Below are 14518 nucleotides of genomic sequence, written 5' to 3'. Positions count from 1 at the left end.
TAAATGTGAAAATTTTATTGGGTTTTGGTTGTGGCGGCAGGGGCAGAAATTTTATTTTCACTCCTGTTCCTACTGTCCCGATTTCCCAATTCACAGCAACGGTTAACGCCAGCTATGCCAGCGTTTTCCCAGGTGATGTAGCCCGTCAAAAACCAGGCTTTACTGTTGTCCCCATAATTCTTGGGTATGGGGGCGTTGCTGTCAAGCACAATCAGCGCCCAAAATGTTAAGTTTAGTTTCATTTTTTCGGCAACGCCAACTTGGAACCCATAGTTCAGCTGACCTTCGTGGCCCCGATCGTGCTTTCTGGCCCTGCGGTCATCTTTTTGCTGGCGGCTCGCGGCGGGGACATGGAGTCAGTGGCCAAGGGGAGGCAAAGCCGGCGGTTGTTTCGGAAATCCGTTGGCACTGGTTCCGAGGGACAGATTCCCAGAAGCTGCGCCAGAATATATGCGTTCCCGGACAGAACCTGGGAGCGAGAGTCATGCTGGCTGCCGGTGGAGTGAGGGGAGCGGTTGTGCCGGCCCCGTTTGTAGTTGGGCTTTAGCCCCACCGTTTGTAGTTGGGCTTTAGCCCAAAGGTTTGTAGTTGGGCTTTAGCCCAAAGTATGTAGTTGGGCTAATGCCCAAAGGTTTGTAGTTGGGCTAATGCCCAAAGGTTTGTAGTTGGGCTTTAGCCCAAAGTATGTAGTTGGGCTTTAGCCCAAAGTATGTAGTTGGGCTTTAGCCCAAAGTATGTAGTTGGGCTTTAGCCCCACCGGCGGCGGCTATTTCTGGTTAGGCTGTCCGAGGGGAATTTCAATAATAAATTCCGCTCCCTGACCGGGTTGAGAAACGCAGTGAAGCTGTCCGCCGTGTTTCTCCACCACAATCTGGTAGCTAATCGGCAGCCCCAACCCGGTTCCCTTGCCGGCGGATTTAGTGGTGAACGAGGTTTTAAACAGCTTAGAGCGCACCTCTTCCGTCATGCCGGCTCCATTGTCCGCGATGCGGACAGCCACAGAATGGCCGCTCACCACTTCAGTGCGAATGCGGATCGCCGGCTCCTGTATCCCCTGTTCTTCCAGGGCGTCAATAGCATTCGCCAGCAGATTCATAAACACCTGATTCAGGGGGCCGGCATAGCACTCAACTAAAGGCAGATTGCCGTACTCCTTAATCACCTTTATACCCGGGTGCGAGCCACGGGGTTTGAGCCGGTGGGCGAGAATCAGCAGGGTGCTGTCAGTGCCCTGATGGATATCGAATAGAGTTTTATTATCGGCATCGGAGCGGGAGAAAGTGCGCAGCGAGCGCACAATCTCGCTAATCCGGTCAGTGCCGAATTTCATCGAAGACAGCATTTTGGGCAAGTCTTCAATCAGGTACTCCAAATCAATCGCCTCCGCATCCTTCTTGATTTCCGCAACCGGATGGGGATAGGCGTCCCGATAGAGTTGCAAGTGGTTGAGGATGTCGTTTGTGTAATTCACCGCGTGGGAGAGGTTGCCGTGAATAAAGCCAACCGGATTGTTAATTTCGTGGGCGACACCGGCAACCAGCTGGCCCAGACTCGACATCTTCTCACTCTGGATCACTTGGAGTTGCGCCCGCTGGAGTTCTTCGAGAGACTGCTCTAGCTGGGTGGCTTTTTCTTGCAGCTGCGCTTCAGATTGCTGCAAATCGCGGTATAATAAAGCATTCTCCAGAGAGATAGCCGCTTGAGAGGAGAGCAGTTTCAGCACCTCCAATCTTTCCGGCGTGAACACACCGACACTCAAATTATTCTCCAAATAAAGAATCCCGATCCGCTTGCCTTTGTGGAGGACCGGCGAACAGAGCACAGATTTCGGCTGAACGGCAGCGATGTAAGGGTCCGCTGCAAAGATAGACTCCTTCGCCGCATCATTTAAAACCAGATATTCTTGAGTGCGGTTAGTGTAGTTGACGATCGCCGCCGGAATCTCCCGACTGCTCTCAATGGGAATCGACTGCAGCACCGCCACACCCTCACAATCAATCGCCCCCGCTGCTTCGATAGCCAGTTTGCCGGCTTTCTCCAGAACCAGACAGCCTTTTTGCGCGCCGGCATTTTCCAGGATAACGCGCATCAACTTCGAGAGCAGCTTTTCGAGAACGATTTCTTCGGAAAGAGCGAGGGAAGCTTTGATCGCCGCTGCCAAATCCAGCACGGCGGAACCGCCGGTGGTGGTGGCGGTGTTCGTCTGGGTTGCCACTGCGGGCAGTGTTTCTGCGGCGCTGAGCGTGCCGGCGACCGTTCTGGCGGTGATTCTGGCGAGCAAGCGGGGGTATCGCGTTTCCAAGTCTCGCGCCTTGGCAATTGCTCCCCAGCGAGCGTAGCCATAGTAAGCATCCGTGAGATAGGTTTGCGCGATTCTCTCTCTCCCCAGCGCCAGATAAAACTCAGCAGCCAGTTCATTCCCCAGGGATTCTTCTTGGATGTAGCCGGTGTTTTTGGCCCCACTTATGGCGCGGTCATAAAGCTCCATCGCCAGCAGGGGGTCCCCCAAGACTCGCGCTTTTTCCGCCGCCACCAGGTCGCAATTGTGCTGGAAATTGGCGGGCGCGTGCGCAGCCCACTGCTTGAGTTTTTCCTGAAGCGCCCCCACTTTCAGCAGGGATTGCTCTCGCTCTTTTTCCTCTGCAGCGGGATAGAGAGCCAGGAGGGCGAGAGCCCAGTAGAAATGCTGTTTGGCGAGCGCCAGCGCCCCACCCACACCTTCAGCGTATGTTTCCGCTAACTTGGCGTTTTCCAGCGACTGAGCGAAGTCTTTATGCAGATAGAGAAGAAACGCTTTAGCAAAATAGGCAGAAAAGATGGAGCCAAAATTCTTAGATTCAATCAGTGCCGGCAGCATCTTTCCCTCATCAAAGGCTCGCCCCTGCAAGCGAGTCACCTCCTCCGACTCTCCCAGCAAGTTCAAAACGGTTTGCTGCCAGATTTGCAGGTAAGACAGACTTGCTGCCTGCTTCAGGTTTTGAGCCAGCTCAATAGAGTGAGCGAATTTCCGCTCGACTGCTTCCAGATTCTCTCCAATAAAAAAGCTGTGGGTGCAGTAATAGACCGCGCTGTAGCAGGCATATTCTATGCTGCCGGTTTCCTGCCCACTTTGAATCGCCTCCGCCAACGGCTCTACGGTTTCGCGGGCGTGCTCTTTCCACTGGAGGATAGCAGTATAAAAGAGCAGGCACACTTGACATTTGAGTGAGGTGGCGCTGAATTTTTCCAGCAACCTCAACCCCAGTTTGCCGAATTGATAGCCAGACTCGATGTCTCCTAGCGGTCCGCAGAGCAGTACGCCATAATAGGCATAGGCGGAAGCTGCGAGGGAACAGTTGCCATATTTTATAGAGAGATTGAGGGCGGTAAAGATAACCCGCACGCCTATCAGGGGATTGGCAATAAAACTCGGTGCCGTGACAGTTAATAAGATCCGCATGGCGGCGAGTTTGTAGGGGGCGGCCATCACCGGCAGGTCAGCTAAATCCTCAATTGACTGTGGGGTCAGGGGATCTCGCTCGAGGGAAACTCCGAGCGCTTCCAGAATTTGCAGCGCCGTATCGATCGCGGCTTGCATCTGATTTTGAGCGATATAATACTGGATGACGATCTCGTAAATTTTGACTTTTTCGAGGAGAGTCTTGGCGTGCTGGAGAGCGATGTCTGACAGGTGTTTGGAGCGCTCAAAATTGGTGTTCAGGTAGTGGGCTTCGGCGGCGGCCACATAGAGCGCCAGCGCCGTCTCATAGGAGTGAGTCCAGCACTCAGCCCCCAGCAGCTCCAACCCCACATTCAAATACCTGACTGCCGGTTCGTAAGCGGTGGCTGACTGGGCTTTCCGACCGGCTATCAGATTGAGCTGTGCCAGCTGGTACGGGTTTATCGACTCTACCCGCTTGCCACAGAGCTTCCGCGCCAACCCGCCCTGAGTTTCTGACTCGCTGGCAATGAGTTCAACCCCGATATTCAGCTGGTTGACAATATCAAAGATGCTCTCTTCTAGCTCCTCGGGACGGGTATTTTCCAGCAACAGCTGGCCAATTTTCAGGTGGGTGGCTTTTTTATCTGCTTCTGGGATCAGAGAGTACGCCGCTTGCTGCACTCGATCGTGCAGGAACTTGTAGGTGGGGCGCTCTTCGTCGGGCACCGGCGATTGCTCCTCTTTGCCGGTGGGCGATGCGGGGTGCGCCACAGCGGATTTCCCCTCATCCTGAAAAAACTTGTAAACCTCGCTGACTGGGAGAACGAGTCCTTCCTGCAAGGCTTTCCACAAGTCAGCCGCAGTTTCAGCCGGAGACTTCTCGCGCACAATTGCCACAGTCTCTAAGTCGAACTGATTGCCGGTACAAGCCGCCAGCTTTAACACCTCTTGGGCGCTCACCGGCAGCTTTTGCAGCTGAGCCGCCATAAACTCGACGACATTCTCGGAAACCGCCAAGGCTTTGACTTTGGCAATGTCGCACTGCCAGTATCCGAGGCTAGAGTCATATTTTAACACCCCTTCTTCATAAAGCGATTTTAAAAACTGAGTGGCAAAGAAGGGATTGCCCTCGGTTTTCTGAAAGACCTGTTGCGCCAGGGGTTGGGCTCGCTCTTCCGGACAGCTGAGGGCGTCAGCCACTAATCGGGTGAGGTTGGCGCTGGTTAAAGGCTGCAAAACAATCTGGCTGACTGTAGCGCCGGCTTTTTTAATGGTGTCTGCAGTCAGCATCAGGGGGTGAGCCCGGCTGACTTCGCTGTCGCGATACGCGCCAATCACAAATAGATACTGGGTGTCCGGATCTGCCACCAGCAGCTGGAGCAGCTTCAGGGAAGCGGAATCCGCCCACTGCAAGTCATCCAGGAATAAGACGAGCGGGTGATCGGCTTGTGCGAACACCCGGATAAATTTTTGAAAGACGCGATTGAAGCGGTTTTGCGATTCAGTTGGCCCCAGTTCGGCAACCCCTGCCTGTTTGCCAACGATCCGCTCTACTTCTGGAATGACATCGATAATTACCTGGGCGTTTGCCCCCAGGGTTTTAGTGAGAGTATCTTTCCAGAGGGCAATGCGATCTTGACTTTCAGTTAGCAGCTGCCGGATTAAGTCTCGGAATGCCTGAACCAGAGCGGTGAAGGGGATATTGCGCTTGAAATGGTCAAATTTGCCGGTGATAAAATAGCCGCGCTTAGCGACAATGGGTTTGTGAACTTCTCGCACTGTTGCGGATTTGCCTGTCCCGGAAAACCCTGCCACGAGCATCATTTCTGTTGCGCCGCCGGCTGCGCGGTCAAAAGCCGCCATCAAGCTGGCAATTTCGGCTTCTCGCCCGTAAAGTTTCTCTGGAATCTGGAATCGGTCTGAAATATCTCGCTTGCCTAGAGAAAAGTGGGAAATTGTGCCGGCGGTTTCCCAACGGTGCAGGCAGGTTTCTAAGTCTGCCTTCAGCCCTCTGGCGCTTTGATATCTGTCTTCGGCTGTTTTCGCCATCAATTTCATCACGATGGCTGACACGGCGTGGGGAATGGCTGGTTGCAGTTCGTGGGGGGGCACCGGCTGTTTGGCGATGTGGCAGTGGACTAATTCCATCGGGTCCGCCGGTGGGAACGGCAGCTGGCCGGTCAGCATTTCGTAGAAGGTGACGCCTAGAGAGTAGAAATCTGTGCGGTAATCAATGCCCCGGTTCATCCTGCCGGTCTGTTCGGGTGACATGTAAGCCAGGGTGCCTTCAAGTCCGCTGGGATTTTTCAGGCTCTGAGTCTCTCTGGGCAAGAGTGAGGAGATGCTAAAATCTGTGAGTTTTACTTCCAGGGTTTCTGGGTTAATCAGGATATTTTCCGGTTTGATATCTTTGTGGATGATGCGGTTCAGAGCCAGCCCCTCTAGCGTGCCGGCAATCTGGATGGCTATTTTCATAAACCGGAGCAGCGTCAGCGGGGTTGATGCGATATAATCTTTTAAGGATTTGCCTCCAAAGTCCTCCTGTATGAGGGCGAACCCGTTCTGATAGGGTTCCAGGCTAAATGTCTTTACAATTCCTGGCCACTCCAGATTTCTGGCGATGGTATATTGATTTCTCAGCCTCACGATTTCGCTGAGTGTGGGATATTCTGTGTTGAGGACTTTAATGATAACTGGTGTCTGGTCGGACTCTCTCAGCCCGCGATAGATGAGTGTCTTGACGCTAGAGTGAATTTGTTCTGCGATCCTGTAACCTGCGAGGAGCTTCATGGTGTTTTCTTCTCCCAAAGAGAGCCGCTTTTATCCCGCCAAAAGACTTTCTACCAGCTTAACCTATGTATTAAAAATGGCAAGCCCTGGGGGAACGCGGAATTTGTTGGCGTGGCCATTAGCTAGGGGCCTGTGGCCTGCGCAGGGCGGCAAAGAAAGGATGGCCAGGCCGGCAGGGGCTCTGGGGGTGTCAGCCGCCGGCCTTGGACTGTGCCGGAACAATTGCCGGAAAAAGTTACCCCCGATCTTTACAAAAATTGACCTCAGTGTTAGATTATTTCAAATTTTCCCGAAATGGGTTGAGGGGGCGCTGGTGAGTGTCCAGATTAAAAATAGACCGGCTGCTGGACTGACGCAGGCTGCGGGCGCACGCGACTCACGCCGGGGCGCTCTACCGGGGGCGGGACAGGACCTGTGGCGGCTGATCCCTGCTGTCATGCCGGTGCCGGTGCAATGAGGATTCGCTCTGGCGCGCCGGCCTTGGCCCAGGGCAGGACCAGCCGTTCTGGGGCTGCAGCTCCCCGGAGTGTAAAGAATTTGTTACATTTGGGGGAAAATTTGTTAGGGTATTTTTACAATCCCGTTTTGGGTGGATAATAATCCGCACGCTAACCTGTAGGAGCGCAACATTATGAGCCAACCCGCCTCACCTTCCCAAGCTTCAGAGCAGCAGTCCGAGGCAACTGGGCCCGCAGGGGTGCCGGTGCCAGGGGAACCCCAACCGAGTTACGTGAAGTTGGCCATGCGCAACATGGTGCGCAAGCGGGGCACATCGCTGAAGCATTTCACCCTCACCACCGGAGGTTTGCTGGCTGTTCTGGTCGGGCTGGCCTACCTAACTCGTTGAGCGGGGAGCAATGCTGCATGGGAACCGCAAGTTTGCAAGTTGAAGTCAGTGTGCAGGACTGTTTTGAGGCGGAGGACTCCGGCCAGTCTTTAGTAACGCCGTATACGGCAATCCCCGCTGAAACCTGGCAGAATTGGTTTTACCAGTGGCTAGAAATCCAGCATGCGGAGCTGCCACCGGCTAGGGCCCTAGAACTGAGCCTGCGCCTGACCGGCGATGCTGAAATACAAGCCCTCAACGCCCAGTACCGTCACCAGGACAAACCAACCGATGTGTTAGCTTTTGCTGCTTTGGAGGTAGACTATCCTCAGCCGGCAGAGGAATTCGACGAGGAGCCTGTGTATCTGGGTGATATCGCAATTTCGGTAGAGACGGCCAGCCGGCAAGCCCTCGACCGGGGGCACAGCTTGCAGACAGAGCTGGCATGGCTGGCAGCCCACGGACTGCTGCATCTCTTGGGCTGGGACCACCCGGATTCTGACAGCCTGACTCGCATGCTCGAGCAGCAAGCAACTTTACTGCACGCAATTGGTCTATTGACTGAAGAGGAAATAGAAATGCAGTCTTAAGACTGCGTGGTGCAGGAGTGGTTGGCAAGATCACCGGTCTCAAGTGCGTTCATCTTACCCATTATGCAGTTAAATAAACGGCCTGTAACGTCGGCAACGGCTAAATCCTTCAGCAACAAGCTTTTATCATCCAGTGTTCTGCCCATGACAAAAGACGGTTCGGCACCGCCCCCAAACGGCGCGAGTCCGGTGGTGGAACGCAAGCGAGTGCTCTCGTGGCGGGTTGCCCCCAACTTGTTCATCAGTTTCAAATACGCCTGGGCGGGCCTCAGCTACGCCTTCCAAACCCAGCGGAACTTCCGCATCCACCTCGTAATTGGCGCTCTGGCTATTGGCCTGGGCGTTTTTTTGCAGCTGCCGGCGGTGCAGATGGCGGTGATTGGGCTGACCATTGGGGCGGTGCTGGCGATGGAATTGCTCAATACGGCGATAGAATCGGTCGTTGACTTAACGGTTAAGCAGAGTTACCACGAACTTGCTAAAATAGCAAAGGACTGTGCTGCTGGGGCAGTTCTGGTTTCCGCTTTCGCCGCTGTGCTAGTGGCCGGCTCCCTCCTGCTGCCCCCACTGCTAGCCAAGGTTTCAGCAATTAGCTTTTAGCAATGAGCGAGCGCGCTGAAGCCCCGAAGTGGTCGGGCAATGGCGAATCGCGCTAAGGAGAGTCAGCTTTGATTATTGTTATCGATAACTACGACAGCTTCACCTACAACCTGGTGCAGTATCTGGGAGAGCTGGGGGCTGAATTGCCGGTGGCGGCGGAAATTCAGGTTTACCGCAATGACCAAATCACTCTGGAGGAGATCCGCGCCTCTGGGGCGGCTGGGGTGGTGATTTCCCCCGGTCCCAAACGCCCGGAAGATGCCGGCATTTCTCTCGATGCGATCAGAGAGCTGGGCCCGACACTGCCGATTTTCGGCGTCTGCTTGGGGCATCAAAGCATCGGTCAAGTGTTTGGTGGCGATATTGTCTCCGCCCCAGAACTCATGCACGGCAAAACCTCTCAGGTGCACCACACCGGCGTCGGGGTTTTCCAGGGATTGGAATCTCCGCTGACGGCGACCCGCTATCACAGTCTGGTGATTGACCGCCAAACTTGCCCCGAAGTGCTGGAAATTACCGCTTGGGTTGACGACGGCACTATTATGGGCGTGCGCCACCGCGACTACCCTCACATCGAAGGCGTGCAATTTCACCCAGAAAGTATTCTCACCAGTTCTGGGAAGCAAATGCTGCGCAACTTCCTAGAACGGCTGTAGGGAGAGCTGTTAGTGGTTAGTGGTTGACTGTTAATCGGCGGCTCGGTGGCGGGGGAGAATTAACAGTTGACTGTAAACTGAGAAATTTGATGATGAAGCGGCGACAGTTGATGCGCTACGTCCCGATGGGTGTGTGTGCGGCTCTAGCAACTAGCCTGAGTGCCGGCACTCAGCCATCGCGGGCGCAAACCAGTGACTCCCTCTCTGTTCAGTGGTTGGGTCACACTTGCTTTTTGTTTGCCGGTGGCGGACAGCGGGTACTGGCCAATCCCTTTAAACCGCAGGGCTGCACAGCGGGATATCGCGCTCCCGGTGTTAGTGCAGATTTGGTGCTGATTAGCTCTCAGCTGCTGGATGAAGGATCGCTAGAAGTTGTCCCCGGAAATCCCAGACTGCTGTACGAAGCCGGTGTTTACCAGCTGGGCGGGAAACAGATCCAGGGCATTCAAATCGCCCACGATCGCGAGGGCGGGCGGCGATTTGGCATCAATGTGATTTGGAAATGGTCGCAAGCCGGCATTAATATTGTCCACTTGGGCGGAGCGGCGGCTCCGATTACCATCGAGCAAAAAATCCTCATAGGGCGTCCCGATTTGCTGCTGCTGCCGGTGGGCGGCGGGGCCAAAACCTACACGCCTCAAGAAGCTGCCCAAGCGATGCAAGTCCTCAATCCCAAGATGGTCATTCCCACCCATTACCGCACTCAAGCTGCTGATGCGAATACTTGCGATATTTCCCCTCTGGAGCAATTCCTGAGTTTGGTTAATCAGGCTTCGATTCGCTCCATTAATAGTGATACCCTGACGCTCACTCCTGCTGATGTCCCCGCAGAGGGGCCGGTGATTTCTGTCTTGAGTTATAAGTTTTAGAAGTAAAAAAGTAGGGTGCGTTACGCTATCGCATAACGCACCCTACGAGAAAAGCCGGGTGCGTTATAGAGGTTATAATTGATTTGTGAAATAATTTTTTTTATCGCAATTCTAAATCATTTGGGCAACCGCTGTGGGCCCAGAACCCCGGTTTCTTTAAGAAACCGGGGTTCTGAAATTTACACGAATGATTTAGACGACAGTAGGGTGCGGAGTGTGCTGAGAGTGGGGCACCCCGCAAGGCAATGCTGGCTTCAGGACTTTCTAAAAGTCTTGAGCCTGCCGGCTGGGATTTCTACCAAGTAGTAGGTTACGGAGGCGAGCAATGCGGACATGAGCAGGGTCGAGGTCAGCCTGAAATAGAAGGCTTCCACGGGAATCTCTGAGGTGAAAATAGGCGCTAGACTTCGATTGATCGGGACGTGCCAAATATAGATGCCATAGGAGAGGTTGCCGAAAACTTCTAGAAGTCGTGAGGGATTTTTCAGACAGGCATCGAATGAGAGTCTTTCTGTTTGCTGAAATGCCCAGTAGGACCCGCCAGACTCAAAGGCAAAGATGAAGAAAGATGTCACGGCGGCTGCAAGCACCGGCAAGATGAAAAACAGGGCGGCGGTCCTGACTCCACCGGCACGTCCGGGCAATCTCCAGAGTTCTTGGTGATAGATGTGATGGGCTGTCAGCAGATAGAAGGAGACGACTAGCGCAACCGCAAGTGTTTTTACAGGTAATTTAGGCAGTCTCAATTTCTTGAGGAAGTCGGGCGTGACGGCTTGAAGATAATCCCGCTGGCTGGTTTGAATCCAGGCATTGACTAGAAACCCCAACAAGAAGATATCCAGGTTAGTCAGCAGGGGGTTGTAGGAATATTTGAAATAGTACAAGCTCTTTTCGCCAATCTGGTTTCGCAGGGCGATCCACACGGCAAGCCTCAAGCCAAATGAGAAGAGGGCAATCCCACCGGCGGCTAAGATGACTTGCCGGGGTTTCTGCAAGCGCGGTTTGAAAAAGGTGTAGATGAAGGGGGCAATTAGGTAAAATTGCACTTCTGTGGAAATCGCCCAAAGGGCAATGTTGAAATCTCCAGGAGGCAAGACTTGATTGTAGGTAAAGGTGAGGAGTCTGGCGAGAGTTGCCCAGTTTTCCGGCTTGAGGATGTGGGGGTAGACAAAGAGTGATAGAATTAAGATGGCGAAGTAGTAAAGGGGGCAAATTCTCAGGAGCCGGTTGCGCCAAAAGTTGAGGGCACCTGGCACGTCTGCGGTGTAGCGCTCGGTATAAAAGACTTTACCCATTAGGTAGCCGGAAAGCGCGAATAAAATCCAAACGCCGGCGAGTCCGTGGCTGAATAAGAGCCAGCTGAGGTCATGGTTTTTATATATAATAGACTCTCTGGGGGCGGCGCAGTGGAAGGCGACTATCATCAAGCAAGCAAATCCCCGGAGAGCCAAAAGGGCATCTAGGTGATTGGTGGTGTTTTTGAAGGGTGCGGTTGGGAGGGGCGCTAGGTGTTGAGGCATTGGGGACGTTTTGAGTTACGCACTGTTTGCTAGAATAGGGAAGAGGCGAACATTTTGCAACCCGATTGCAACCCGAGCCGGTGCTGCCGGTGGGGCGGGTGGGGCGTGAGCCAGGAGGGTGCGCCTTCGCCCGACACCGCGATGGCCACAAGGCGCGCCGGCTCGCTCACCTGTTCCATCCCGCTTCCATGCCGGTGCAGACGCTCAGAAGAATTCCCCGCTGGAGTTTATTCTGCTGCTCGCAAAAACTCCGCCCCTCCCGCCGCGCCGGTGGCACTTCCAGGAACTAGACACTCCCATTCAAAGAACAATCATCTCCCCACTCATCGGGGTATTCTCTCGTTATTCTCTCGTTCCCAGGCAGAGCCTGGGAACGCAATCAGGAGGCTCTGCCTCCTTTCAACGAAAAAGCAGTTTAAAAGCCTAACAGCTTAACAGGATTCAAATGGCTACTGAGATAGAACGCAAATTTTTAGTGAAAGGCGACGGATGGCGAGGGCTCGCTGAAGGCAAATATTACTGTCAGGGATATATTCCCACACAAGAAGGGCGCACCGTGCGCGTGCGAATTGCCGGTGAGCGCGGCTATTTAACGATTAAAGGCGCGACAGTGGGGAATACTAGAGCTGAATTTGAGTACCCCATTCCCGTAGAAGACGCCCGAGAGATATTAGAGACTTTATGCGACCGGCCTTATATTGAAAAGACGCGCTACACAATAGCCGTAGGGGAGTTTACTTGGGAGGTGGATGAATTTGCCGGGGAAAATCAAGGGTTAATCTTAGCGGAAGTGGAACTTACCGGAGAAAATCAAGAAGTGCCATTGCCGGACTGGATAGACAAGGAAGTATCGGGAGACGCACGATATTTTAATTCTAATTTAGCCAAAAATCCTTTCAGGCAGTGGCCAAATAGCTAAGACAGCGGTTTTGAAGGGAATGAAGTAAGCTGTTAGGTTTTTAATCGGCTTGTTTGAGAGAGGAGGCTCTGACTTGAAAAGGTTCGTAGTTGGGCTTTAGCCCTACTGGAGCGTCCGCCACCCGAAGCGAGTCCCCAGGGCGGGGCATCGCCCCTACAAGACTATTTTCAAGGCAGTCACGATGAACTGCGCACACCGCCACCAATGAAAACTTGCTCCACTGCGGGAGATTCGGTAGGGCTAAAGCCCAACTACAAACCTTTTCAAGGCAGAGCCTCCTGGATCGCGTTCCCAGGCAGAGCCTGGGAACGAGGGGAATGTCGCCTTTTTCAATCCAAAATTCAAAATCCAAAATCCAAAATCCAAAATCCAAAATAGGGATAAGAGCGGGTGGTGGCACCCCCACCACCCGAGAGAGCGAAAGGTTAATTAAAGGAACTCAAGTTAAGCAGCGACAACCAAATCCACTTCATCAGTTCCTTCGGCATTCCCCTTACCGGATTTGATTTGTTTGCCATTAATTTCCACAGCCAGGGGGGTGCTTTCTAAATTGATATTGTAGTCTGAGGCATCGCCGGTATAGCCGACGCTAGCGACCATGCTGCGGCCACTATCTTTATAGATAAAAGCCAGCATTTGATTTTTGTTCTTCTGGTTATCCCGGGCCCAAATGACCATATATTGCTGGCCTTGGTATTCAAAGACCTTGGGCGGACGAGTGGGGGTGTAGCGACCGGGAGAACCAAAGCTCTTATCGAGGAAACCCTGCACCGAACTGGGTTCTACATTAACGTAAGCGACTTGGCTGGCAGAGAGTGCCCCAGCAGGAACTTGTTGGATAGCCTGCTGTTCGGGCTGATCGGTTACAGATTCCCCTTCTACCTGCTGTTCTTGGCCCCGGTTGCGTAAATAATCACTGGCTAATTTTATGCCTATGCCGCCGACAGCAGCAACTCCGGCTCCAATCAGGAGGTTGCGCAAATTAACGCTCATTTTGTCTCCTTTAACTTAACAAGGTTCAAAATCGATGATAGCATATCAGAGAAGATTCGCAAGAATAAGTGAGGGGTAAGGCCCATCAACCAGCGAGTCGTGCCGGCACCGCGCACCTGCCCACTAGCAATATAGCGGCGATCCGCTGGATGAACTATGGCCCAGAAACCCGGTTTCTTAAAGAAACCGGGTTTCTCAGTACCTCACTTTGGATGAGAAAGGCTATAAGCGCCGGCTCCCCCAACCTCTCTTGCCATATCGGTAAAATCAGGAATTTTTAGCCACCGCCCATTACCAACCCCAATCGCGCTCCCCTGGGGGGAAGGCTGCGGTCAAAGCAAAAAAACAAATTTTAAAATTTTTCCTCTTGACTTTTGGCTTGGGTTTGGGTAAGGGGGAAAGTAATGGGTTGGGCTGGCTGGGGGGCGGAGGGCGGTTTTAGCGGCGACGAGAGCTAATACCCAGTACGGTCAGCTGTGGGCCGGTGGGGCGCTCGCCTGGGCGAAAGAAACGAGAATTCTTAAGCTAAAGTTTAGGTTAATAGCTCTGTATCGCCTCGCGCGAAACCGCGATTGCCACAGGTCGCGTCTACTGGCTCACCTATTTGATCCCGCAACGATGCTCAGAAGAATCTCCCTGCTGGCGCTCACCCTGCTGCTGGCTGCTTGCAAAGATACTCCCCCACCGGCCCAACCCCTAGCCGCACCGCCTCCGCCGGTGGTGCCCGATGTCCAGTGTTCTGGAACACTTCCCGCGCCGGTGGCAGCAACCGACAGGCTGGAAAACTACCGGCTGGCGCAGGAGAAAGACTTTGTAGCATCAATTCGCCAGTACGAGCGGCAATCGAACAAGAAGCTGACTTGCAGCATCTTCACGGCGGACTTTAACGGTGATGGCTTGAAGGAATACGCCCTGTTGCTAGTCAACTCAAAGACGTCGGAGTTTCGGTTTGAGCTTCTGCTGAATCGGGGCACGGGAGAAACACCTTTTGGCACAGTTGCAGTCAGGAATTTCAAAATCGTCACCAACCCAAATCAGGACTTTATCTATACGGCGATGACATTCAAACCGGCAAAAGAACTCGGCCCAGCATCCCGCAGCTATTTTCCGCTCAAGCCTGGAACACCCGAGCGGGAAAAGTTTGTCGCTTCCCCGGCAATCGAACTGTGGCGCTCGCCCACCAATTCAGATGGGGTGCCTAAAGATTTAAATCTCAGCACGATAGCATACTGTTCGGATGTTTTCTACTTTGTCAATGGCAAGCTGGAAACCGTCAGCGTTTGCGACTGACTCGCAGGCACAAGAAACCGGCTGTCTTTGAGAACCCCGGTTTC

12 protein-coding genes and 1 pseudogene are annotated in these 14518 nt (G+C 53.5%); 10 read left to right on the top strand and 3 right to left on the bottom strand.

Annotation, left to right across the window (positions count from 1 at the left end):
• Window positions 1–257 precede the first annotated feature (257 nt).
• Window positions 258–506, top strand: a pseudogene (gene psb30 / locus OSC10802_RS56975) (photosystem II reaction center protein Ycf12/Psb30); the annotation flags it as partial.
• Window positions 507–766: 260 nt separating this feature from the next.
• On the opposite strand, the gene OSC10802_RS0114795 reads toward psb30, so the two are convergent.
• Window positions 767–6211 (bottom strand): trifunctional serine/threonine-protein kinase/ATP-binding protein/sensor histidine kinase, encoded by a 5445-nt coding sequence (locus OSC10802_RS0114795; protein WP_017717547.1) that lies wholly within the window; start codon window positions 6209–6211, stop codon window positions 767–769.
• A gap of 160 nt (window positions 6212–6371) precedes the next feature.
• Between OSC10802_RS0114795 and OSC10802_RS49870 the strand changes: the two genes are divergently transcribed.
• The 6 genes from OSC10802_RS49870 (at window position 6372) to OSC10802_RS0114765 (ending at window position 9752) form a co-directional block, all read left to right on the top strand.
• A complete protein-coding gene (locus tag OSC10802_RS49870) occupies window positions 6372–6668 on the top strand; it encodes a hypothetical protein (RefSeq protein ID WP_155967781.1) in 297 nt (98 codons plus the stop codon).
• Window positions 6669–6842: 174 nt separating this feature from the next.
• Complete coding sequence (locus OSC10802_RS0114785; protein ID WP_017717545.1) at window positions 6843–7058, top strand: DUF3285 domain-containing protein; 216 nt, start codon at window positions 6843–6845, stop codon at window positions 7056–7058.
• 17 nt (window positions 7059–7075) lie between these two features.
• Window positions 7076–7627 (top strand): rRNA maturation RNase YbeY, encoded by a 552-nt coding sequence (gene ybeY, locus OSC10802_RS0114780; RefSeq protein WP_017717544.1) that lies wholly within the window; start codon window positions 7076–7078, stop codon window positions 7625–7627.
• Window positions 7628–7771: 144 nt separating this feature from the next.
• Window positions 7772–8227 (top strand): diacylglycerol kinase family protein, encoded by a 456-nt coding sequence (locus OSC10802_RS0114775; protein WP_017717543.1) that lies wholly within the window; start codon window positions 7772–7774, stop codon window positions 8225–8227.
• 68 nt (window positions 8228–8295) lie between these two features.
• Entirely contained in the window at window positions 8296–8883 is a 588-nt protein-coding gene (locus OSC10802_RS0114770) for an anthranilate synthase component II (RefSeq protein WP_017717542.1), read from the top strand.
• Window positions 8884–8975: 92 nt separating this feature from the next.
• Window positions 8976–9752 (top strand): MBL fold metallo-hydrolase, encoded by a 777-nt coding sequence (locus tag OSC10802_RS0114765; RefSeq protein ID WP_017717541.1) that lies wholly within the window; start codon window positions 8976–8978, stop codon window positions 9750–9752.
• Window positions 9753–10006: 254 nt separating this feature from the next.
• Here the strand turns inward: OSC10802_RS0114765 and OSC10802_RS0114760 are convergent, their stop codons facing one another.
• Window positions 10007–11272 (bottom strand): acyltransferase family protein, encoded by a 1266-nt coding sequence (locus OSC10802_RS0114760; RefSeq protein ID WP_017717540.1) that lies wholly within the window; start codon window positions 11270–11272, stop codon window positions 10007–10009.
• Between the two features lie 65 nt (window positions 11273–11337).
• Between OSC10802_RS0114760 and OSC10802_RS49865 the strand changes: the two genes are divergently transcribed.
• A complete protein-coding gene (locus OSC10802_RS49865) occupies window positions 11338–11562 on the top strand; it encodes a hypothetical protein (RefSeq protein ID WP_155967778.1) in 225 nt (74 codons plus the stop codon).
• A 155-nt stretch (window positions 11563–11717) separates the two neighbouring features.
• Entirely contained in the window at window positions 11718–12191 is a 474-nt protein-coding gene (locus OSC10802_RS0114750; protein ID WP_017717538.1) for a CYTH domain-containing protein, read from the top strand.
• Between the two features lie 444 nt (window positions 12192–12635).
• Here the strand turns inward: OSC10802_RS0114750 and OSC10802_RS0114745 are convergent, their stop codons facing one another.
• Window positions 12636–13184 (bottom strand): hypothetical protein, encoded by a 549-nt coding sequence (locus OSC10802_RS0114745; RefSeq protein WP_017717537.1) that lies wholly within the window; start codon window positions 13182–13184, stop codon window positions 12636–12638.
• Between the two features lie 618 nt (window positions 13185–13802).
• On the opposite strand from OSC10802_RS0114745, the gene OSC10802_RS0114740 reads away from it, so the two are divergent.
• Window positions 13803–14474: a hypothetical protein gene (locus OSC10802_RS0114740; protein ID WP_017717536.1), complete on the top strand. Its 672-nt coding sequence runs from the start codon at window positions 13803–13805 to the stop codon at window positions 14472–14474.
• Window positions 14475–14518 lie beyond the last annotated feature (44 nt).

Source organism: Kamptonema formosum PCC 10802 (assembly GCF_000332335.1).
Taxonomy (GTDB): domain Bacteria; phylum Cyanobacteriota; class Cyanobacteriia; order Cyanobacteriales; family Oscillatoriaceae; genus Oscillatoria.
Note: the sequence above shows the minus strand (reverse complement) of the source record. Positions and strands in the feature narration are given on the sequence as shown.